This is a genomic window from Cytobacillus oceanisediminis (assembly GCF_004366035.1).
GTDB lineage: Bacteria > Bacillota > Bacilli > Bacillales > Cytobacillaceae > Cytobacillus > Cytobacillus oceanisediminis_C.
Genome location: NZ_SOEE01000007.1, coordinates 187,676 through 211,042 on the forward strand (window position 1 = coordinate 187,676; position 23,367 = coordinate 211,042).

Here is a 23,367-nt window from a genome sequence, read left to right on the forward strand (position 1 = left end):
TAATTTTAGGTTTTTCTATGCCAATATGGTATGATGGTATCGAATTTTACAATAGGAGGCACTGGAATGATACATGCCCATATAACAACTTGGTTTTTGGCACTAGTTTTATTTATTATTGCGCTTATGATGCATAAAAGCGGCAAGCAAAAAGGTTTAAAAGTCGTTCACATGATCTTGAGACTGTTCTATTTGCTGATTATTGGAACTGGGGTTTGGATTTTAAGCAGCCTTAACAGCATCGACCTTCTTTATGTGCTGAAGTCCCTGGTAGGCATTTGGGTAATAGCTATGTTTGAAATGATTATTATCCGCACTGTTAAAGGGAAAAAGACATCTGTTTTATGGGGACAGTTTGTTGTTGCTTTAATTCTGGTTTTATATTTAGGCTTTGTTAAATTGCCATTAACATTTATGACGTAAATAAGGATATTTTTTGAGAAGCTGCCAAAAAGGCAGCTTTTTCTAATTTTGTCATATCATGACTTCATTAAATATGGTAATTTAAAAATATAACTAACTTTATAATAAAAATTAGAAATGGGAGTTTCAGCTGTATAAAGGGCGTTCCTTTAGCGGGTAACTGGCATTATTCTAATGATCTTACTGTGATGGTGGGTTTTTATGGCAAAGACGATTTCATGTTTATATAAGAATACTAGCCAGCTGAATAGATTTATAGACTTAAACGAATTAGATGAATATCCTAATTTACTAGTGCAGGTTTTTACAGGAAACCCTGAAAGTCTAAATATCGTGAAGCTTCAAAAAGAACTGGCAGACAAGCTTCCATTTGCACAAATAGCAGGCTGTTCGACTTCTGGTGAAATTTATGAAGGCCGGATTACGGAAAAACAAACAGTGATCTGCTTTACTGTCTTTGAAAAAACAGAATTAAAATCTTTCCTGTTCAATAGGACTGATTTTAAGAATAGTTATGAAATGGGCAAGACCTTAGCACGGGAACTTGCTATCTTCAATACAGAGGCTGTAATTATTTTCCCTGCTGGATATGATGTAGATTCCACTGCCTTGCTGGAGGGGATTAATGAAATCCATCCGGATGTAGTAATCTCAGGGGGCCTTGCGGGAGATAATGGTTTATTTCAGGAGGGCTTTGCTTTTTCTCAGGATGGAATCACCAGCGATGGGCTTGCAGCAGTTGCCCTTCAAAGCGGCCATCTTTCAGTCCGTTCGTTTGCAAATTATCAGTGGCAGGAGATTGGAAAAAGCTTTACTGTTACAAAGGCCGAAGGATCTATCATCTATTCCTTAGATCATAAGAAGCCCTTAAATATTCTAAAGCATTATTTGGGTGAGGCTTTTATTAAGGATTTGCCGGAATCAGGTACTGAATTCCCTTTCCTGTTAAAGTACCGCGGGGAAAAAGTTTCTGTTTTTATTATAAAACCACTCGGAAATGGTGCTATTAAAGTAAACAGGAAGGTTGAAGAAGGAGACACACTCACGTTTGCTTATGCAAATCTGGAAGACATCATTGAACGGTCTTTACAGGAATTAGAAGAGCTTGACAAGCTAGCTCCTGAAAGCATATTTATATACAATTGTATGGCCCGAAAACAGTTTGCTAGAGATTTTACGGAAAAAGAACTGGAAATGTTCCAGGGGATTGCCCCGGCGAGCGGGTTCTTTTCTTACGGGGAATTTTCTTTCCGAAAAGGCGGAGTTCCGCAGATGGTCGGACATTCTCTTACATATCTTGCTCTATCAGAAAATATTGCTGAATCAAAAAAGAATCGGCCAAAATTATATTCTTATGAAAAGACGGCCCAATTTAAAACGATTACTTCATTGACTCATTTAATGCATGCTTCTCAGGATGATATTAATGCATTAAACAGCAGTTTGAAAATGTCTGAACAATATTATAAATCACTGTTTGATAATAATGCAGATTTTGTTTACTCAACCGATTTGAAGGGGAATTTCACAAGTATTAACCCTGCATTCGAGAAAACTTTTGGGTTCAGACGGGATGAAATAATCGGAAAAACTGCCCTTTCATATGTGCGTGATGCGGATGTGCAAAGGGTCAGAATGCATTTTTACCGGGCGTTAAGAGGGAAAGAGCAATATTATAACGTTTATATCAATACAAAATCTGGCGAAACTAATCTTTTTCAGCTGAAAAATATTCCAATTACTGTTAATGGGGAATGTGTAGGTATTTATGGAATTGGCAGAAATATTACAGAACAGAAAAAGATTCAAGAGAAGATAACAGAACTGGCTTTTTTTGACCGGGATACCGGGCTGCCAAATAGAATGAAGTTTACAGAACAATTGGAAATGGAATTAAAGAGAGCCAGAAAAAAACAGAAGAAAATTGCCGTTCTCTCTATTGATATCGACCGCTTTAAAATCATAAATGACAGTCTGGGGCACTTTGCTGGGGATATGGTGTTAAAGGAAATTTCCGAAAGAATAGAAAGGGTTTTGCCGTCGGGTTCTTATTTGGGAAGATTCAGCGGTGATAAGTTTACTTTGGTATTATCAAGGGAAGCAACTATCGAGAAGGTAATGAATGTCTCCAAAAAGATATTAGAGGAAATATCCCATCCTATATCTCAGTCGAATCAGGAGTTCATTGTCACTGCCAGCATTGGTGCGAGCCTGCATCCAGATGATGGGTCCGATGAGCATTTGCTGCTGAAAAATGCGGATATTGCTACGAATCGTTCCAAGCAGCAAGGAGGAAACAGGGTTACCTTTTTCTCGATGGAAATGAATCAGCAGGCAATGGTCAGACTTGAGCTTGAAAGCTACTTAAGAAAAGCTTTGCAGAAAAATGAATTTTATCTATGCTATCAGCCATTAATTGATCTCGAAACAGGCAATTTATACGGAAGCGAAGCCCTGATACGCTGGAATCATCCAAAACTTGGCCTTGTTTCACCCGGTGATTTTATTCCTCTTGCAGAAGAGACAGGTCTCATTAAGGATATCGGCGGCTGGGTATTGAGGTCGGCTTGTAAGCAGAATAAACGGTGGCAAATGCTTGGCTACAAATCACTTTCCATCTCTGTGAATGTATCCGCCTATCAATTCCAGCAGCCAGGATTTCTTAAAGAAGTGAAGATGGCATTGGAACTTTCCGGTATGGAGCCGAAATATTTAACATTGGAGCTGACGGAGAGCACGATGCTGAGAAATGTTGAGTACAGTATACAAGTCATGCAGTCGCTGCAGGAAATAGGAGTCAAAGTATCAATTGATGATTTTGGCACAGGTTATTCTTCCCTAAGTTATTTAAAGGACCTTCCAATCAACACATTAAAGATCGATCGGTCGTTTATTAATAATCTGCGATTAAACACATCCGATGTTGCCATTGTAAAAGCCATCATCACCATGGGACACGGGCTTGCCGTTAAAGTCGTGGCAGAAGGTGTGGAAACAAAGGAGCAGATTGAGCTGTTAAAGGAATTAAAATGCCATTATGCACAAGGCTTCTATATTCATAAGCCGCTTATGACCAGTGAGTTTGAGGAAGGGTTATCACAGTTTAACGGGCAGTAAGAGCCTCCACCTTCAGTTCTCGGAGGAATCAAAAAAGGATAAGTGCGTGTCAAACTGGCCGTAAAAGCCCAAAAAAAGAACAAAGACTAAGTACGCCACATCCTATGGGCATCAATTAATAATCAATGGGGAAATCGCCCCATTGATTGAAATTTCACTTTATCTAAATATGCCCAAATGCACAGTTAGCAAAAAGAAACAGCAGCACTGCCATTAAAGGCAGGCTGCTGTTTTTTTTACAAAAAAGGATAAGATTTTGAACGTAGATAATTGTCTAGCTCCAGCGCCTATCCCCTCGAGGTCACAAGCCGTTTCCTTTTAGAAGGAAGAACGCCTTCTTACAGGAACCGTCTTATGCCTGTCGTCCCTGGGTAGCCACCTCCACATTTCGGGCAAGCCTCCCAAAAAGTGAAAGAACGCCTTTCTGAGAGGCTCTTCTTGTGCTTGATGCCCCCAGGGTGGGGGTAATGCAGACGTTGCCACAGGACGTGGCGTTCTTAGTCTGCATTACTTCGTGGTCAAGGAGCTTCCGCTATTTTTATGAAGAAATTTTTTCAATAACCATCCTTTTTCCGCTGTTTAAGGTAAATTCAAACCGGTCACTCATTTTTTCATAATAGCAAAAATGGTGCTGCACATTGCAAATATGATCCTGATTATCAAAAACGATAAAATTCACACCGCTTTTTCTGTCTTTATCATTGAAAAATGCCAGCTGATTATAGCAATAAATACAGTCATAAACTGAAAATTGCATGGAATTTAAAGTAGCTACGAACTGGTAAAAGGCATCATCATTCATTTCCTCCAGTAATCTCTCAAGGGAGAAAACCAGATGTTTTCGGATGCGGATCGAGTCCTGATTCTTTAAGTGGAATATTTCATCATCAAAGGTCACTTTGCCATCCTCGAATAAAATGCCTTTCTTCCACCGTTTAAAATGAAATACTTCCATTTCCTGATGGAGGAATTCATCCAATAATGATGCTTCATCTGTTTCATGGTCGAAAAAAACCCATTGTTCATTAATATACTCTACAGTGCCTTCTGTAAAAGCACGGGATTGATATTCAATAAGCTTTGTTCGCTGCTGTCTATTCATATAAAACCTCCATTAACTTCCTCAACTTCTTTTTAGACAGTTTTGGCGATTTTTATAACCGCTTGTTGTGGACAATTAACTTTTTTCTAGGCTGTGCATACAATAGCATCATGAAAAATGTGCCCATGCGATTCCGCTTTGAGAGGATGATGTAAAGTGTGTGGAATTACCGGCTGGATTGATTTCCAAAAGGATTTGAGAAAAGAAACGGCAGCAATTGGCAAAATGGTGGATACGCTGGCAAAGCGGGGTCCAGATGAAACAAACATATGGACAGATGTGCATGCTGGATTCGGCCATAAAAGGTTAATTGTTGTAGACCCAGCAGGCGGAAAACAGCCAATGACTAGGGAAAAACATCAAAACCGCTATACTATTTGCTATAATGGAGAGCTTTATAATACGGAGGATCTCCGTAAAGAACTCCTTATAAAAGGATATTCGTTTGATGGCCATTCTGACACTGAGGTTTTGCTGACTTCTTATATAGAATGGGGAGAAAATTGCCTTCAATTTTTGAATGGCATCTATGCCTTCGCTGTATGGGATGAAAAGAAAGAACAATTATTTATAGGCAGGGACCGTTTAGGGGTAAAACCTTTATTTTATAGAGAAACGAAGCAGGGCATTATATTCGGATCTGAATTGAAAGCTATTTTGGCCCATCCTGATGTTAAAGCTGAAATCGGCAGGGAAGGTCTGGCAGAAGTTTTTGGACTGGGGCCATCAAGATCTCCAGGGGCAGGAGTTTTCAGAGGTATTGATGAATTAAGGCCTGCACATGCGCTGACCTTTTCGAAAAATGGACTGAAGGTTTGGCGTTATTGGAATGTGAAAAGTGCGCATCATGAGGATAATATAGAGGAAACTGCTGAACGAGTGAGAGAATTATTTACGGATGCTGTAACAAGGCAGCTGGTCTCGGATGTTCCGTTATGCACGTTTCTTTCCGGCGGTGTGGATTCGAGTGCGATTACAGCTATTGCGGCAAAAGCTTACGAAAGAGATGGAAAGGGCCAGTTGAATACTTATTCGATAGATTATGAGGGAAATGAGGAGTTTTTCAAGGCAAATGAGTTTCAGCCCAATTCGGATGGAGCATTTATCCAAAAGATGTCCCAGTCCTTTAATACGAGACATAACAGCTGTATAATCACTCAGCAGCAGCTGGCAGAGAATTTAATCGAATCAGTGCATGTAAGGGATCTTCCGGGCATGGCTGATGTCGATTCCTCCCTGCTATGGTTTTGCAGGGAAATAAAAAAGGATTTTGTTGTAAGCTTATCAGGTGAATGCGCGGATGAAATATTTGGCGGCTATCCATGGTTCCACAGAGAGGAAGACTTAAAGCGTAAGGGCTTCCCATGGATGAGGTCGCTCGAAGCCAGACAGGGGCTATTGAAACAAGATTGGAGGAAGAAATTAAATATCCATGACTATGCCATGGAAAAATACCTTCAGGCAATCTCTGAAACACCTGCCTTAGATGGGGAGAGCAGGGAAGACGCGAGCAGGAGAGAACTTTTTTATATTAATATGATTTATTTTATGACGACCCTGTTAGACCGTAAAGACAGAATGAGTATGGGGGCGAGTCTTGAAGTCCGGGTGCCTTTTGCCGATCATCGATTGGTGGAATATGTATGGAATATTCCGTGGGAGATCAAAATGCATGGGAACCGCGAAAAAGGAATTCTGCGCAAAGCACTCGAAGGCATACTGCCGAAGGAGGTATTATACAGAAAGAAAAGTCCGTACCCCAAAACGCATAATCCGGAATATACGGGTGCAGTCCAAAAGATGCTAACTGGATACCTGGAAGACCGGTCATCCGCTCTGTATGAATTCTTTGATTACAGCCAGCTGAAGAATATTATTGAATCGGGCGGTGACTCTTTCAAGGAACCATGGTTTGGGCAGCTCATGACTGGGCCTCAGCTATTAGCTCACCTTGCACAGATTCATATTTGGTTTAAAGACTATAATATAAATATTGCTGAATGAAAAAACAGCGGCAGTCTAACTGCCGCTTTCATTATGGGAGCCATGCAGACTCTGCGACAAGGAAAGCTGCGGCAGCGATACATCGCACGACCGAAAGCTTGTAGCTTTTGGGAGGACGCGGCGTTCTGCATTCCTCAGCGAGGGAGGAGCTTCTGCTTTTCTTATTTAGACTGCTTTTGAAGACACAAACGACTTGTTAACCCAGACTCTGGATCTCCAGCGCCATAACATGAGCAATCCTCTAAGCCATTCATCGGCTATAAAAGCGATCCAAATGCCGGCAAGTCCCAGTCCAAAATGAATTCCAAGGACATAGGAAAGGGTGACGCTTACGCCCCACATGGACAGGATCCCCATATAAACGGGGAATTTTACATCTCCGGCTGCACGGAGGGAGTTAATGACGACCAAATTAAACGACCTGCCGGGCTCCAGAAGTATAGTCAGAAGAATGAGAATACTGCCAACCTTTATGATGTCTGGATTAGAAGTGAATATGCCCATCAATTCTTCTGAGAACAAGGAGAAAATAACGGCTGTTCCGAACGAAATCATGATGGCAAGGCGCAGACTTTTCATGCACCTTTTATAGGCTGCCTCGTAATCCTTTCCACCTACCATATGGCCTATCAAGATTTGAGTGCCCTGGCTGATGGCGACACTGAAAAGGAAAATGAACATCATAATATTCTGTGCATAAACTTTTGCAGTCAGAGCCTCCGTACCCAGAGCAGCGATGAAAATGGTAATGACCATCTGTGACCCATTATAGGATAAATGTTCACCTGCTGAAGGGATACCGATTCTTAAAAGATTTTTGATATGTTTCTTTGGAAAGCGGAAAAGTAAGCGGAACGGAAGCGCTTTTTCTGTTCTTCTAAGCAGGACAGCGACTGCAGCAGCAAATCCGATCAATCTGCTGATGACAGTGGATATCGCCACTCCTTCTACACCCAGTACAGGGAAACCGAATGGGCCAAAAATGAATAAGTAATTGCCTATAACATTTAAGATGTTCATCCCGATGGTAATGTACATAACATCTCTGGTAAACCCATAACTTCTGATGATGGCTCCAATTGTCATAATTAATGCCTGGACAAAAGAAAAGCCGCCAACGATGACCAAGTAGGCGTTTGCCTGGCTTAAAAGTTCCTCCGGCAAATCCATCGTCCGGAGCAGCGGTTTGCCTGATACGAATAGAAGGATGCTTAAGATGATCCCAAATACAAGGTTTGCCCCTAAGGAGACAATTGAAATTTCAGAAGCTGTCTTCTTATTTTTTGCGCCTAAATTTTGAGCAATAAGGATGGACGTCCCAGTTGCAACAAATCCAAACATGACGATCACGAGCGAAAGGATCTGATTTGACACACCAACTGCAGCCACGGATTCATCCGAATATTGCGAGAGCATAAGCGTGTCAGCATTCCCCATAAGCATGTGAAGCAATATTTCTATAAAGATCGGCCAGGTTAATGCAAATAATGTTAAGTTTTTCTGGTTCTTAGTCATGGTTAATCTCCCTGTTTGTAATAAGATTCATGTAAATAGGAGGGGCCGGTGACAATTAAAAACGAAAAAAGAAAAGCCTTAAGGTATTGCCCTTAAGAACTTTCCTTATTTCAATCAGGTTTCCTATTTATTGAAGATGGAGGAGAAGGACAGAATTTCAAACCCAAATCCATCAAGCTGAACTTTAAGGTTCTCCGCTTCTGCTGCAAATTCTTCGTCTGTAAGCATATTCGTAATCTTTACGCCCTTAAGCGGATAAGGTAAAGTAACTTCCACACTTTCATCCTCAGGATTGGCGAGCACAATGATTGTTTTAAAATCATCGTATTTGCGGTAGGCAACTATATTAGAATCTGTTTGGATAAATTCAAAATGGCCTTCATTTGCCAGCAGCTTTTCTTCTTTCCGCAGCTTAATAAGCCTTTGAATATGAGAATGCAAATCACGATCCTGTTTTTCCTCATCCCATTCCATGCATTTTCTGCAGCCGGGATCCATTTCACCGCTGAGCCCTATTTCATCCCCATAATATATACATGGTGAACCCATAAAGGTAAATAAAAGTGTATAAATAAGTTTTACCCTGCCTTTATCCTCTTCACATTCCGTTAAAATCCTGGGTGTATCATGGCTTCCGACCAAGTTGAATGCAGCTTCGTAGACATTAGACGGATAGCTGTGGATTTCAGCGGTCATATTATTGGCAAATTCAGTCCCGGTAATGGATTTTTTTGCAATTAAATTAAGCAAGTTCGTGGTAAAAGGATAATTCATGACAGCATCGAACTGGTCTCCGCGCAGCCAAGGCATAGAATTGTGCCAGATTTCCCCTAAAATATAGAGATCTGGTTTAATTCGTTTAACAGTCTGTCTAAATTCACGCCAGAACTGATGGTCGACTTCATTGGCCACATCAAGCCGCCAGCCGTCGATATCAAATTCTTCAATCCAGTAGCTGGCCACTTTGAGCAAATAATTCTTTACCTCGGGATTATTTGTATTCAGCTTTGGCATCTGTTCAACAAAAGCAAAGGTCTCATAATTAGGGTACTCCCCGCCTTTAAGCGGGAAACTATGCGGATGGAACCAATCCTTATATTGTGATTTTTCTCCCTTCTCAAGCACATCCTGAAAAGGTGGAAAATAGTATCCGCTATGGTTGAAAACTGCATCGAGCATCACTCTAATATTCCGCTTATGGCATTCTTCAACCAGTCTTTTTAATGTATCCTTTGAACCGAACTGGGGGTCAATTTCCAGATAATCTATTGTATCATATTTATGGTTGGAAAATGCCTTAAAAACAGGCGTGAAATAGATGCCGGTAATGCCAAGCTCCTGAAGATAACTCAGATGTTCAATGACACCTTCAAAATCACCGCCAAAAAAGTTATCCTTAGAAGGCTGTTCACTGCCCCAGGGAAGAACTCCTTTGGGGTCATTGCCGCGATTCCCGTTAGCAAATCTTTCTGGGAAAATCTGATACCAGACTGTATCCTTCACCCAGGAAGGAGCTTTAAATACCTCTTCAGGATGAAGATAGGGAAAGTTGAAATAATAACCTGAATCAGAAGGAGTCTCCTCGTAAAAACCTTTTTCAGTCAAAATTAATTCTTCTTCACCAGATTTTAATTGGAAGCCATATCTGGATCTTCTATATGGCGGGTCCATATATACATGCCAATAATCATGAATGCCATCAGATCCGGATTTCTTCATATCCGTTTTTTCATACTGCCATTTTCCATCTGCCCAAAGATATTGGTCACCGTGTATTAAAGTGACTTCAGAAACATCATCTTTCTTTGTTTGCAGTCTAATATGTAAGGTTTTCTTGCTGGTAGGATAAACATAATGATCAGCAGGATAATGTATGATAGCTGCCTTTTCCATTGAAATTCCCCTTTCAAAAGTGCAATCGCTTGCATTATATCATATAAAAGAAATGAAAATATAGAAGAGAAATGAGCATCAATCTTTTAAAATTAATTTTCGCTTAAAAATATTTAGAAAAAAGTAGTTGTAAAAGCCCAAAAACCTTGTATAATAAAAATTAGAAATTGTGCAATCGTTTTCATTAAGCGGTTTCATTGGTTAATAGTTTAAGTGAACGCTCAATTTTTTAGAAATAGAATAAGGCGTTTACACTTTTGTGCAAACGGTTGTACTTTTTGTATTTCTCAACAGATATTAAAGGGGGCAATATCATGAAAAAGTCACTATCTTTCTTTATGATGCTGGTATTAGTGATCGGAATGCTGGCAGCTTGCGGTCCTCAGCGTGAGGCACAGCCGGAAAAAACAGATAAAGATAACGGCACAGGCGAAAACCAGGCTGAAGAGCCAAAACCGGAAAAATTAGTAGTTTGGGAAGACACAGATAAAGGCATTGCTTTAAAGCCTGCCATTGAGTCTTTTGAAAAAGAGTATGGAATTAAAGTTGAGTTTAAAGAGTTGGGCATGGCAGATAAGATCCGTGATCAATTAAGGCTTGATGGACCTGCAGGTAATGCACCTGACGTTGTTACACTTCCTCATGACCAAATTGGCCAGGTTGTAACTGAAGGTCTTCTTCAGGAAATCCAGGTAGAAGACAGCGTTCTTGATACTTTCACAGAATCATCCATCACTGCTCAGATGTTTGATGGAAAGCTATATGGTCTTCCTAAAGCAACTGAAACACCAGTTTTCATCTATAATAAAGCATTAATGGAAAAAGCTCCTGAAACAATGGATGAGCTTTATACTCAAGCTAAAGAATTGACGACTGGCGGACAGTACGGATTCCTGGCTCTATTCGATAACTTCTATTTCGCGCACGGACCTATTGCTGGCATGGGCGGATATGTTTTCAAGGAAAATGACGGTGCATTAGACCGTGAAGATGTAGGTTTAAACAACGAAGGCGCTATTGAAGGTGCTGAGTTCATTCAAAAGTGGTACAGTGAAGGCTTATTCCCTAAAGGAATCATCGGGGAAAGCGGCGGAGCAGCAATGGATGGCCTATTCAATGAAGGAAAAGCTGCTTCTGTTATGAATGGTCCATGGGCACTTCAAGGCATGAAGGATGCAGGAATTGATGTTGGAGTTTCTGTTATGCCAAAGCTTCCTAACGGAGAGCCTGTTAAAACATTCATGGGTGTTAAAGGCTGGCATGTAACGGCATTCACTAAAAATCCTTATTGGGCAACAAAATTCGTTGAGCATATTACAAATGAAGAAAACTCAAAAATCCGTTTCGAAGCAACTCAGGAAATCCCTCCTGTAAAATCTCTTATTGAAGATCCTGTAATTGCAGACAATGAAGCTGCAAAAGCAGTTGCAGAGCAATCTCAATATGCTGTTCCAATGCCAAACATTCCTGAAATGGCTGAAGTTTGGGGACCAATGGCCTCTGCACTTCAAACAATTGCAACAGGAAAAGCGGAGCCAAAGGCAGCACTTGACGATGCAGTAAAAACGATTAAGACAAATATCGAAACAAATCACCCTGCCAAGTAAATCTTGACAGACAAAGGGCGGTACCTCCCAGGAGGTATTGCCCCTCATTTTTATATAATGACAAAAAAAGCGGAAGGCGCCCGCTTCGGCTTAGACCCCATGGCGCCAGGAGCTAGGAAGTTATCTAACTTCATATTTAATACATTCGTATCTTTAAATAGAAGCGGCAGAAGCCGCTTTCCTGTTCCTCTTTAAAGCAACCGTTTGCACAAAAAACAGCCGCTATTATTTTGGAAATGAATTATAATGATAGAAAATACTTTCTCCTATAAAGAAAGGGGAGGCCACAGCCATATGGACACAAAAAAAATGACATCCAATCATGGAAGAAATGCTGCTCTATTATCCATCCTGCCTGGATTTGGACAGTTTTATAATAAACAGTTCGTAAAAGGTGCCATATTCTTAATTCTTACGGTTTCGTTCTTTGCAGCATTCTATGACACACTAAATTGGGGATTCTGGGGACTTATTACACTGGGGGAAATTCCAGTTCTGGATCACTCGATTTTTCTCCTGATCGATGGAATTATCGCACTGATTGTAACAGCATTGGGACTTATCATATATGCTTTCAATATTTATGACGCATATAATAATGGAAAAAAGCGTGACTTGGGGCTGAAATTAAACAGTGTCAGAGAACAGTACCACAATCTCCTTGATAATGGTTTCCCTTATTTAATGATATCTCCGGGATTTTTTCTCTTAGTTTTCGTAGTTATTTTTCCAATCTTATTCGTAGTTCTTCTTGCATTTACAAATTATGATCTATATCATTCTCCGCCTGCCAAACTGGTAGATTGGGTTGGCATCCAGAATTTTATCGATATCTTCAAGCTGGATTTATGGAGAAAAACCTTCTTTGGCGTAATGGGCTGGACAATAGTCTGGACTTTTGTAGCTACCACTTTGCAGGTAGCTCTGGGTATTTTCCTCGCAATTCTCGTTAACCAGAAGGATCTTAAGGGGAAAGCGATTATTCGAACAATCCTCATTCTCCCTTGGGCAGTTCCTGCCTTTATATCAATCCTGATTTTCTCAGGGATGTTCAATGAGACATTTGGTGTGATTAATAAAACGATTCTAGATGCAATAGGCATCGGTCCCGTTCCATGGATGACAGAGGAAAACTGGACACGTTTAGCATTAATTTTCATTCAGTCATGGCTTGGATTCCCGTTCATTTTTGCCATGACAACAGGTGTTCTGCAGTCCATTCCGGATGAGCTTTATGAAGCTGCAACAGTGGATGGTGCAACGATCCTGCAGAAATTCACAAAAATCACCCTGCCGCTGGTTCTTTTTGCAACGGCACCCATTATCATTACTCAGTATACATTCAACTTCAACAACTTTAATGTTATCTTCTTGTTCAATGGCGGGGGACCGGCCATTCCGGGCCAAAATGCCGGCGGTTCGGATATTCTTATATCCTGGATTTATAAACTGACAATGACTTCTGCCCAATATGGCAAAGCAGCAGCGGTAACCATGATTCTGTCATTAATCGTCATCACGGTAGCCCTATGGCAGTTTAGAAGAACAAAATCATTCCAAGAAGAGGATTTGATGTAGTTATGAGCATGAAGAAAAATAAAATAATCCGGCTGACTTTTTCATATGTAATTATTGCCTTTATGAGCTTTATTGTGATTTATCCGCTTTTGTGGGTAGTGGGTTCTTCCTTAAATCCAGGCCAAAGTTTGTCGGGATCCACAATGTTTCCTGAAAACCCCACATTAGATCATTACAAATATCTTTTTGATTCAGATAAGTCCAATTATGTTAAATGGTACTGGAATTCTTTGAAAATAAGTACATTGACAATGATTTTAACGGTTATAACAGTATCCTTCACTGCGTACTCATTTTCCCGTTACCGCTTTATCGGAAGAAAAAATGGGTTATTAACTTTCCTGATACTGCAAATGATACCCAACTTTGCAGCACTGATTGCCATATTTGTATTAGCGACAAGAACAGGTTTAATTGATACACATCTTGGATTGATCCTTGTGTATGTCGGCGGGCAGATTCCAATGAATACTTGGCTGATGAAGGGCTATCTCGATACGATTCCAAAAGAACTTGATGAATCTGCGAAAATGGATGGTGCGAGCCATCTGCGTGTCTTCTGGCAAATTGTTATGCCGCTCGCAAAGCCAATTGTTGCGGTAGTTGCGTTATTTTCATTCATTGCTCCTTTTGGAGATTTTATCCTTGCCAGAATTTTATTAAGAACAGATGAAAAGTTCACAATGGCTGTAGGATTGTATGAAATGGTTGCAAAGCAATTTGGAAATGAATTTACAAAGTTTGCTGCTGGCTCTGTGTTAATTGCCATTCCGATTGCTGCACTGTTCCTTATGTTCCAAAAATACTTTGTATCTGGTTTGACGGCAGGGGGAACAAAAGGCTAATCTTAAAGGGCTGAAACTTTACTGGCCGCTGCAGCCTGCGATCTGGATTGCAGTCTCTCAGCGGCTTGAAAAATGAAGGAGGAGCGGCGATGAAAAAAGGAATCATAACCTTCATCTTAATCCCGTTTCTTCTTTTTTATGCCCTGCCGGCAGGAGCAGCTGAAAAAGAAGAGCGTAAATGGCAAGATGAAACTTTTTATTTCTTAATGGTTGACCGATTTAGCAATGGAGATCTAAATAATGACTTTAAGGTCGATGTTCAGGACTCAAAAGCATATCATGGCGGAGATTTTAAGGGGATTACAGAACGCCTGGATTATATTAAAGATATGGGTTTTACAGCAATTTGGCTGACTCCCGTTTTCGATAATGAAGAGAAGGGCTATCACGGTTACTGGATTAAAGATTTTTATAACACGGAAGAGCACTTTGGCACAATGGATGAATTCAAGAAGTTAGTCCAGGAAGCCCACAAAAGAGATATGAAAGTGATTTTGGACTTCGTAGTAAACCATGTGGGCTCCAATCACGAATGGGTTAATGACCCCGGGAAAAAGGATTGGTTCCATGAAAAACAAGATGTCATGAACTGGACCAATCAAGCGGAGATTGAAAATGGCTGGATTTATGGTCTCCCTGATTTAAAGCAGGAAAACCCTGAGGTACAAAACTATTTAATTGATGCAGCAAAGTGGTGGATCGAAGAAACGGATATTGATGGATATCGTCTTGATACTGTAAAGCATGTTCCAAAATCATTCTGGACCGAATTCACCAAAAATGTAAAGTCAGTCAAAGAAGACTTTTATTTGCTGGGGGAAGTTTGGTCGGATGACCCAAAATATATTGCTGAATATGAAAAAACAGGGATAGACGGCTTTGTTGATTATCCTTTAAATGATCATTTAAGAACTGCCTTTGCAGAGCCTGACAAGTCGTTAAGCTGGCTTTTTACAAACTGGGACCGAAATAAGGCATTTTATGAAAATCCCTATCTAATGGGAAGCTTCATGGATAATCATGATACTGTCAGGTTCACCCGTGATGCTATCACAAAAAATCATCATCCGGGACCAAGGTGGAAACTAGCCTTAACATACATGTATACCACACCTGGGATTCCGATTGTCTATTATGGAAGCGAAATAGCTATGGATGGCGGAGAGGACCCTGACAACCGCAGACAAATGGATTTCCGAACAGATAAAGAACTGATTGATTATATCTCAAAACTTGGGGAAGTGAGGCAATCGCTGCCATCTTTAACAAGGGGAGACATGGAACTGCTGGAGGAAAGGGACGGTTTTGCCGTTTATAAACGGACTTACGAAGATGAAACAACGGTTATTGCGATCAATAATTCAACAAAGTCACAGAAAGCTGTGCTGGATTCCTCACAATTAGAAGAAGGAAAAGAGCTTCGCGGCATGATTGCTGATGATCTCATCCGAGGTAAAGACGGAAAATATGAGATGATCATTGACCGTGAAGAGGCTGAAGTATATGTTCTGGCAGAAAAATCGGGATTGAATATTCCGCTGATTGCAGCTCTCGCAGCAGTTTATTCAGCCTTTATGATTTTTATCTATCTTTTATGGAAGCGGTCAAAAAAGAAGAAATCCGAGTAATTTTGGCATTAGAGCCGCCCCTTCTTCCTATTCCTGTTAACTGTTTAAAAAAGGAAAGAAAATCAAACCTGTTTTGATTATAATATTAATAACAGAGACCTCACGGAGAGGGTGATTCTATTGGCAGTCACAATTAAAGATGTAGCAAAGATGGCAAAAGTTGCGCCATCTACTGTTTCAAGGGTAATTGCCAACAATCCTCGCATCAGCGAGAAAACCAAGCAAAAAGTCAGGGAGGCAATGGAACAATTAGGATACCATCCGAATTTTATTGCGCGAAGCCTTGCTAGCCAATCAACACGCGCAATTGGGCTGATAATGCCCAGTTCTACGGATGTAGTATTTCAGAACCCCTTCTTTCCAACTGTCCTTAGGGGCTTGAGCGAGGGAGCGCATGAAAGGCATTATGCCCTCCATATGACAACCGGGAAAACAGATGATGAGATCTATGAAGGTGTTGTCCAGATGGTACAGGGCGGCCGGGTAGATGGAGTGATATTGCTGTATTCAAAAGTGGAGGATAAAGTTCTGGCCTTCCTAAAGGATAGGGATTTCCCATTTGTTGTTATAGGCAAGCCTTTTTCAGACGAAGAAGAAATCACTTACGTGGATAATAATAATTTCCGTGCAGCCAAAGAAGTAACGGAATACTTGATTAAGCTAGGCCACGAGCAAATTGCGTTTGTCGGCGGAAACTTGAATCTAACCGTTACTGTTGAACGGCTTCTAGGCTATGAAAAAGCATTAAGGGATTCTGGCATTCAGCTGGTAAATGAATATATTGTTCATGAAGAATTCTTAAAAGAAGGAGGCCAGGAAGCTGTCAGAGGACTCATTTCCTTGAAAAAACCTCCAACCGCCCTTGTGGTTGCTGACGACTTAATGGCATTGGGTGTCCTGAATACGCTGGATGAAATGGGTATAAGAGTTCCTGAAGATATATCTATCATCAGCTTTAATAATGTGCTTCTGGCTGAAATGTCCAGGCCTCCTCTAACTTCTGTTGATATCAATATATTCGATCTGGGATTTGAATCTGCCCGAAGCCTTATATACAGAATTGAAAACCCGCGGGAGCCTGTAAAACGAATTATTATTCCCCATAAAATTGTAAAACGCTGCTCATGCAGCAGCCCGAAAACTGAAGAACCACAGATTCTATCATAAAAAGGGAAGCCTGGTGCAGGCTTCCCTTTTGTTTATCCCAGTCTAACGTGAGTAAGACCCCCATTGCAAGACGCAGAGGAATCATTGGGAATTAACTGCCTGTATAGGCCCGATTGGTTCAATTAACAATCAGAGGGGGTTAATTTGACCCCCTCTGATTAAAGTTCCGCTCTACCCGTTTACAATAGTGCCTCCATTGACATGGATCATCTGGCCGCTTACATAAGATGAATCATCACTGGCAAGATAGACATAGGCCGGAGCTAATTCATAAGGCTGTCCTGCTCTGCCTATTGGGGTATTTGATCCAAATTTCGATACCTTATCCGCGGTGAATGTAGATGGAATAAGAGGTGTCCAAATAGGTCCAGGAGCAACTCCATTTACACGGATTCCCTGTCCAGCCAGTGATTTGGCCAATGAGCGTGTAAAGGAGACAATCGCTCCTTTTGTTGAAGAATAATCGATTAACTGCTCGTTGCCTTCATATGCAGTTATGGATGCAGTATTGATAATTGAGCTCCCTTTTTTAAGATGAGGAAGTACTGCTTTTGTTAGATAGAAGAAGGAAAAGATGTTTGTTCGGAATGTTTTTTCAAGCTGTTCAGCAGTGATATCAAGCAGGCTTTTTTGAGGATGCTGCTCGGCTGCATTATTAACCAGTACATCGATTTGTCCAAATTGATCAAGTGTTTTCCTGACTGCATCCTTACAGAATGTTTCGCTTCCGAGATCACCGGACATCAGCAGACAGTCCTGTCCCTCCGCCTGAATAGCTTCTTTAGTTTTTTCTGCGTCTTCATGTTCTTCCAGATAGACAATCGCCACGCTGGCTCCTTCCTTGGCAAAATAAATGGCGGCTGATTTTCCGATGCCGCTGTCACCGCCTGTTATTAAAACAACTTTTCCTTTTAATTTATCGGACCCTTTATAATTTGGATCAACAGTTTGGGGCTCAGGCTGCATTGGCGCCTCTGTGCCGGGCTGATGATCCTGATGCTGAGGCGGAAATTCCTTTGGATTGCTTTGAGTATTAGACATTACGAAATCCCTCCAAATCATTAATACTCTTTTAATTCCATTTTATTATGTTAAAAAAACATGGAAATTATTTGCATTGCTCTTATATAATGTACTTAAAAAGAGTGGGGGAACAGGAATTGCAGATTCGATCAGCTGACAAAAGTGATGCAGAAGCCATTTTGGCGCATTGCCGGAAGGCTTTTGGAGAAAGTGATTTTTTAATGACCGGGGCGGATGAATTTAATTTAACAATTGAAGAAGAAGAAGCGTGGATTGAGCAGAGCATTAGAACTGGGGATCTGATTTTATTAGCGGAAGTTGACAATGAAGTGATTGGAATGCTGACCTTTCGGCGTTCAAAAAGCAAAAAGGTAAACCATCTGGGTTATTTCGGGATCACAATACAGGAGAAGCATTGTAACCAGGGATTGGGAAGCAAAATGATGGAGCAATTTCTGAAGTGGGCGCAAGACGAGCCAGGTCTGGAAAAAGTATGCCTGGAAGTCTTTGCGTATAACCAAAGAGCGATCCATCTGTACAAGCGATTTGGATTTCAGGAGGAAGGACGCAAAATTAAACATATTAAAAGAAGCAATGGGTCTTATGCAGATGAATTAATAATGTATAAATTTGTAAAATAAATTTGGTTCTTTAATTTGTGAACTTATCAAATAAATGCTCCAAGCCAGCAAAGAACCTGAATAATTAACTAATATTAGGAAAAGATCAGCAAATTAAATTCATTTAATGCAAGCTGGTTTTCCTGAAAACTAAAAAAGCAAACGGATTATCTCCGTTTGCTTAAATTACCGATAATTTACGAATTGAACATCAACAGTCAAATCTGCCTCTTTTACAGCAGCAATAATCTTCTGCAGGTCATCGCGGTTTTTGCCGGTTACACGGACCTGATCATCCTGAACTTGGCTCTTCACCTTTAAACCGCTGTTTTTAATAAGGGTATTAATCTTCTTGGCATTTTCTTTATCAATTCCCTGAACAAGCTTTGCCCTTTGGCGTACTGTTCCGCCTGATGCCCCCTCTAACTTGCTGTAATCAAGATTTTTTACAGGTATGCCCCTTTTTATCAATTTACTCAATAAAACATCTTTGAGCTGTTCCATTTTAAATTCATCATCAGATAAAAGCACGAGCTCTTCCTTATCCAGCTTTATATCACTTTTGCTGCCTTTAAAGTCATAACGGGTGGAGATTTCCTTCATGGCAATATTAATGGCATTGGTTACTTCAGAAAAGTCAACTTTGGATACAATATCAAATGAGCTTTCTTTAGACATGACAGCCTCCTTGGAGATAACATTTTAAGTTTCACTTCTTGTCCTTATTATAGTAAAATATAGCAGTTCAAACAACTTTAGGAGTTATGTGATCTTAATTGGGAAAGATTTAATATAATGAATATTTGTTTACTGGAAACTAAGAAGGAGGAAAAGGGATGGCTTTAGAAGAGAATTTAGGCCGTGCTGCTAAACTGATTGTTTCAAGGGAAGCGGCATTTGGCTATTTTTTGACGGATGGAGAGGAAGATGTTCTTCTTCATCAGAACGAGACGGATGAAAAACTGGAAGAAGGACAGGAAGTCGAGGCTTTTCTTTATATGGACTCGCAGGGAAGAATTGCAGCAACAACTGTGATTCCGGAGGTTCAGGTGGGTACATATGGATGGGCGCATGTAAGTGATGTAAAGCCCGGCATCGGTGTATTTATCAACATCGGCATTCAGAAGGACATGCTCCTCGGGGAGGAAGATTTGCCTGTACATGAAGCCGTCTGGCCGATTGAAGGGGATAGGTTATACATTACACTTCGGGTGAATAAGAATAACAGGATTTATGTGAAAATGGCTACTGATCCTGTCATTACAGATATTTCAATAAAGGCAGCCAAAAGTGATTTTAATAAGAATATTCACGGACATATATATAGGACTGCAAAGGTCGGGAGCTGGATTTATACAGCTGAGGGCTTTAAAGGCTTTATCCATGAATCCCAGCGCAAAAGAGAGCCCCGTCTTGGCGAAAAAGTTGAGGGGCGAATTGTTGATGTGAAAGAGGACGGTACAGTGAATGTTTCTCTTGCTCCCAGAAAACATGAGGCACTGGATGATGATTCCGAAAAAATCCTATCTTATCTTGAAAGCCGCAATGGTGCGATGCCATTTGGCGATAAAAGCGCGCCAGAAGATATACAGGAGCGTTTTCAGCTAAGCAAAGCTTCATTTAAAAGGGCTTTGGGAAGGCTTATGAAGGAAGGCAAGATTTATCAGGAAGAAGGATGGACATATATAAAAAAAGACTAATTCACAATCTAAAAACGGACAAGCCAATGCTTGCCCGTTTTATTATTATAGATGGTCTGTCTTTTTGGAATATTGGTTTTTCCCGGCTTTGCGGTTTTTTTCGCGCATCATATTTTTTTCGTGAAGAAGCGCATTATTGTCTTTCGCTTTTTTATCATTATCGGAAGTATGCGGCATAATAATAATACTCCTTTCATACTGAGAGGTTTATCCTTCAGAAATATAACTGAAGTACAATCATATTGTCTGTCAGAATGAAATGGAGTATGTATTCTTCACTTAAGGTTTATATTTGCTTTTGGTAGAAAATTGCAATTGTTCCTGGACCCGTATGGGACCCTATTGCAGAGCCTATGGATGTAATATAGACTTCTTTGGGTTTAAACTCTTCCAGGATTAATTTTTGCATTTCAAAAGCTGTGTCTTCATCATCAGCATGGCTGATGCCGACCGTCTGATTCTCAAACGAAGTCCCATTTTCTTTCATTAGCTCAATAATGCGGCGAAGAAGCTTTTTCTTGCCGCGCAGTTTCTCAATCGGTACAAGTTTGCCATCTTCTACAGTTAGGAGAGGTTTAATATTCAAAAGTCCGCCTAAAAATGCGGAAGCTTTAGAAACACGTCCGCCTTTTGCCAGGTATTCGAGATCATTTACAGTAAATAAACTCTCGAGTTGCCGGCAGCGAAGATCGATATCTTTCTGTATGTCTTCTTTGGATGCGCCTGATTGTGCTTTAGCAGCAGCTGACTTCACGATTAATCCATATCCCAATGAAGCCGCCTTGGAATCGATAATGGATAATTTAAAGTCCGGGTATTTCTCTTTTACTTGCTCCAAAATCATTACAGCGGTCTGGTATGTACCTGAAAGTCCGGAGGAAAAAGAAACATAAATGCCATCTTCATTTCTTTCTGCCATTTTCATGAACGTTTTCTCAAAATGGAGAGGGGATACCTGAGATGTTTTAGGCACCTGGCCTTCACGGATAGCATCATAAACACTCTTAGGTTCTATGGTGACTAAATCTTCATATTCTGTATCATTCAGTTGAACCTTTAATGGGAAAAGTGTGACGCTATTTTCTTCATAGAAGCTTAGCGGCAGATCACACGCACTGTCAGCTAAAATTTTTACTGACATTTTCTTTCACCTGCTTTCAAACTATATGAATTAAGTTTATAGAAATCAAGGAGAAAAAACAATGAATTGTGTTGAATATGACACACATTTCGCAGTCTTAAGGGCAGTAAGACTCTCACTTTTAGAACTAGAGGAATCAAAGGGAAATAAGCGGGAGGCAAACAGCCCGTAAAGGCCAGTAAGAAAAACATTGACTAAGAACGCCACATCCTGCGTCAATGTCTATGTGACCTGCTTCCTCAAAGCTGTCGCTTTTGGTCGTGCGGTGATTATGCTGACTAAGCCTTACTTGTCCTGTGGGCCTCATCTAACAATCAGCGGGGAAAAATACATCACTGATTGAAGTTTCATTTTACTGGGTAAAGAAAATAATAAGAAAATTCAGGGGGTAAAAAATGGTTTGGTTAGAAACTAAGAAAGTATTTATTGTTTTGATTGGCGCGATATTGAACGCGATTGCGATGAATTTTTTTCTGATACCTGCGAATGTATATGCGAGCGGTTTTACAGGTGTGGCACAGCTCTTATCAAGCATACTGGGGGATTTTGGATCAACAGGGATCCTGCTGTTTATTCTAAATATTCCTGTCACCATTTTAGCCTGGAAGAAGGTTGGAAGGTCCTTTACCATTTATAGTTTTCTAAGCGTATTCTTAATGTCTTTTTTCTTGGAAATCATACCGGTAATTCATGTATCAAAAGATATTTTGCTTAATGCAGTTTTTGGAGGTGTCATTGCGGCTGTTGGCGTAGGGATAACACTTAAATGGGGGGCTTCCACAGGAGGAATGGATATCATCGCGATGGTATTATCCCGAATGAAAGACAAGCCTGTCGGTACATATTTTTTCACTCTTAACGCCATTATTATAATAACAGCAGGCTTTTTGTATGGCTGGGAAAAAGCTTTATACACTCTTGTTACCCTTTATGCCTCAACCAGGGTCATTGATGCCATTCATACAAGACATGAGAAACTGACAGCATTGATTATAACGAAAAAATCGGAAGAAATGAAAAAAGCCATCCATGACCATCTTGTCAGGGGAATTACAACCTTTCCTGCAAAGGGGGCTTTTACAAATGAAAACAAGGAAATGATGATGATTGTCATCACCCGTTATGAGTTATTCGACCTTGAAAGAATTATTAAAGAAGTAGATCCGAGTGCCTTTACAAATATTGTCCAAACCGCTGGTGTTTATGGTTTCTTCCGCAGGGATTAAATGAATGGAGGGATGAAGGATGCTTCGGCTATTGGCTGCTGCTGCTCTGATTATCTTCACTATGCCTTTGCAAAGTTTTGAAGCTTCTAAAAAGGAAATGCCATTTGATTTTAAAGTAATGCCTCAAGCAGGAACGGAAACAATGGAGATAGAATTGCTTCTGAGGAATACTGCCAATTACCCGCTAAGCTTTGAGTTTAGGACTTCCCAATTTTACGAGGTAAAAATATTAAATCAAAAAGGCGAAATGGTATATTCCTCTTCAGAAGGTAAAGCGTTTTTACAAGCTATACAGTCTATTGGCGTCAAACCGGATGAAATCAAGGTGTGGAAAGAGCAGTGGGATTATCGGCACAATGGCAAAAGAGTAAAGGAAGGGGAGTACATTGTAAAAGCCAGGCTTTTGGCATCAAACTTAAATGGTAAAGAACTGGAGACCAAAGCGGAATCAGAAGCCACTGTCTATATCCCAGGACAAAATCCTGCCTTTCGCAATGTTAAGGTTACTGGAGAGAATGGCTTATATTCAATATCATTTGATGGGCGGTCAAAAAGCGGAAAGCTATGGTATACAGTTGAAGATGGCCATAATGAACTGCTGCCTGAAAAGGGAGTTTCAGCACTTTCAAATGACTGGGAGAACCTTAATATAAAAGTAAGCATTCCTGCTGATAAACTGCCTGAAAACGGATCAGTGATTTTGCATTTATATGAAAAAAGCCTTGAAGACGGACATATTATTAATTCCTTTCCTGTTATCCTGGAAAGGAGGTAAAAA

General features: G+C 40.4%; 19 protein-coding genes. 12 read left to right on the top strand and 7 right to left on the bottom strand.

The features are described from left to right. Nucleotides 1-66: 66 nt before the first annotated feature. Nucleotides 67-423, top strand: coding sequence for a YisL family protein (locus tag DFO72_RS18530; RefSeq protein WP_113883389.1), 357 nt, complete (start codon nt 67-69; stop codon nt 421-423). A gap of 201 nt (nt 424-624) precedes the next feature. Then, nucleotides 625-3,540, top strand: a complete 2,916-nt coding sequence (locus tag DFO72_RS18535; protein ID WP_113883388.1) for an EAL domain-containing protein — start codon at nt 625-627, stop codon at nt 3,538-3,540. A gap of 538 nt (nt 3,541-4,078) precedes the next feature. On the opposite strand, the gene DFO72_RS18540 is transcribed toward DFO72_RS18535, so the two are convergent. Then, nucleotides 4,079-4,642, bottom strand: a complete 564-nt coding sequence (locus DFO72_RS18540) for a DUF2777 domain-containing protein (protein ID WP_113883387.1) — start codon at nt 4,640-4,642, stop codon at nt 4,079-4,081. 156 nt (nt 4,643-4,798) lie between these two features. On the opposite strand from DFO72_RS18540, the gene asnB reads away from it, so the two are divergent. Continuing rightward, nucleotides 4,799-6,646, top strand: coding sequence for an asparagine synthase (glutamine-hydrolyzing) (asnB, locus tag DFO72_RS18545; RefSeq protein WP_113883386.1), 1,848 nt, complete (start codon nt 4,799-4,801; stop codon nt 6,644-6,646). A gap of 165 nt (nt 6,647-6,811) precedes the next feature. Here the strand turns inward: asnB and DFO72_RS18550 are convergent, their stop codons facing one another. Further along, a complete protein-coding gene (locus DFO72_RS18550) occupies nt 6,812-8,161 on the bottom strand; it encodes an MATE family efflux transporter (protein WP_113883385.1) in 1,350 nt (449 codons plus the stop codon). 123 nt (nt 8,162-8,284) lie between these two features. Beyond that, on the bottom strand, nt 8,285-10,054 hold the full coding sequence (locus DFO72_RS18555; protein WP_113883384.1) for an alpha-glycosidase: 1,770 nt from the start codon (nt 10,052-10,054) through the stop codon (nt 8,285-8,287). Between the two features lie 314 nt (nt 10,055-10,368). Between DFO72_RS18555 and DFO72_RS18560 the strand changes: the two genes are divergently transcribed. The 5 genes from DFO72_RS18560 (at nt 10,369) to DFO72_RS18580 (ending at nt 16,879) form a co-directional block, all read left to right on the top strand. Next, the gene (locus DFO72_RS18560) at nt 10,369-11,661 is read left to right on the top strand and encodes an extracellular solute-binding protein (protein ID WP_113883383.1); all 1,293 of its coding nucleotides are present in this window, start codon (nt 10,369-10,371) and stop codon (nt 11,659-11,661) included. Nucleotides 11,662-11,955: 294 nt separating this feature from the next. Beyond that, entirely contained in the window at nt 11,956-13,239 is a 1,284-nt protein-coding gene (locus tag DFO72_RS18565; protein ID WP_113883382.1) for a carbohydrate ABC transporter permease, read from the top strand. A 2-nt stretch (nt 13,240-13,241) separates the two neighbouring features. Beyond that, nucleotides 13,242-14,084 carry a sugar ABC transporter permease gene (locus tag DFO72_RS18570; protein ID WP_113883381.1) on the top strand — a complete coding sequence of 281 codons (843 nt, stop codon included), beginning with the start codon at nt 13,242-13,244 and terminating at the stop codon, nt 14,082-14,084. A gap of 89 nt (nt 14,085-14,173) precedes the next feature. Beyond that, complete coding sequence (locus tag DFO72_RS18575) at nt 14,174-15,712, top strand: alpha-amylase family glycosyl hydrolase (RefSeq protein WP_113883380.1); 1,539 nt, start codon at nt 14,174-14,176, stop codon at nt 15,710-15,712. Nucleotides 15,713-15,832: 120 nt separating this feature from the next. Then, nucleotides 15,833-16,879, top strand: coding sequence for a LacI family DNA-binding transcriptional regulator (locus DFO72_RS18580; protein WP_113883379.1), 1,047 nt, complete (start codon nt 15,833-15,835; stop codon nt 16,877-16,879). Nucleotides 16,880-17,050: 171 nt separating this feature from the next. Here the strand turns inward: DFO72_RS18580 and DFO72_RS18585 are convergent, their stop codons facing one another. After that, complete coding sequence (locus tag DFO72_RS18585; RefSeq protein WP_113883378.1) at nt 17,051-17,920, bottom strand: SDR family oxidoreductase; 870 nt, start codon at nt 17,918-17,920, stop codon at nt 17,051-17,053. A gap of 119 nt (nt 17,921-18,039) precedes the next feature. On the opposite strand from DFO72_RS18585, the gene DFO72_RS18590 reads away from it, so the two are divergent. Continuing rightward, nucleotides 18,040-18,543 (top strand): GNAT family N-acetyltransferase, encoded by a 504-nt coding sequence (locus tag DFO72_RS18590; RefSeq protein WP_113883377.1) that lies wholly within the window; start codon nt 18,040-18,042, stop codon nt 18,541-18,543. Nucleotides 18,544-18,708: 165 nt separating this feature from the next. On the opposite strand, the gene DFO72_RS18595 is transcribed toward DFO72_RS18590, so the two are convergent. Further along, a complete protein-coding gene (locus DFO72_RS18595) occupies nt 18,709-19,200 on the bottom strand; it encodes a YajQ family cyclic di-GMP-binding protein (protein WP_113883376.1) in 492 nt (163 codons plus the stop codon). 158 nt (nt 19,201-19,358) lie between these two features. Between DFO72_RS18595 and DFO72_RS18600 the strand changes: the two genes are divergently transcribed. Continuing rightward, a complete protein-coding gene (locus DFO72_RS18600) occupies nt 19,359-20,222 on the top strand; it encodes a CvfB family protein (protein WP_113883375.1) in 864 nt (287 codons plus the stop codon). Nucleotides 20,223-20,267: 45 nt separating this feature from the next. Here the strand turns inward: DFO72_RS18600 and DFO72_RS18605 are convergent, their stop codons facing one another. Then, nucleotides 20,268-20,399, bottom strand: a complete 132-nt coding sequence (locus DFO72_RS18605) for a DUF3941 domain-containing protein (protein WP_009331260.1) — start codon at nt 20,397-20,399, stop codon at nt 20,268-20,270. 109 nt (nt 20,400-20,508) lie between these two features. Then, nucleotides 20,509-21,363: a DegV family protein gene (locus DFO72_RS18610; protein WP_113883374.1), complete on the bottom strand. Its 855-nt coding sequence runs from the start codon at nt 21,361-21,363 to the stop codon at nt 20,509-20,511. A gap of 395 nt (nt 21,364-21,758) precedes the next feature. Here DFO72_RS18610 and DFO72_RS18615 point away from each other — a divergent pair, with 395 nt between their 5' ends. Continuing rightward, nucleotides 21,759-22,589, top strand: coding sequence for a YitT family protein (locus DFO72_RS18615; RefSeq protein ID WP_113883373.1), 831 nt, complete (start codon nt 21,759-21,761; stop codon nt 22,587-22,589). A 19-nt stretch (nt 22,590-22,608) separates the two neighbouring features. Next, nucleotides 22,609-23,364 carry a BsuPI-related putative proteinase inhibitor gene (locus DFO72_RS18620; RefSeq protein WP_113883372.1) on the top strand — a complete coding sequence of 252 codons (756 nt, stop codon included), beginning with the start codon at nt 22,609-22,611 and terminating at the stop codon, nt 23,362-23,364. Nucleotides 23,365-23,367 lie beyond the last annotated feature (3 nt).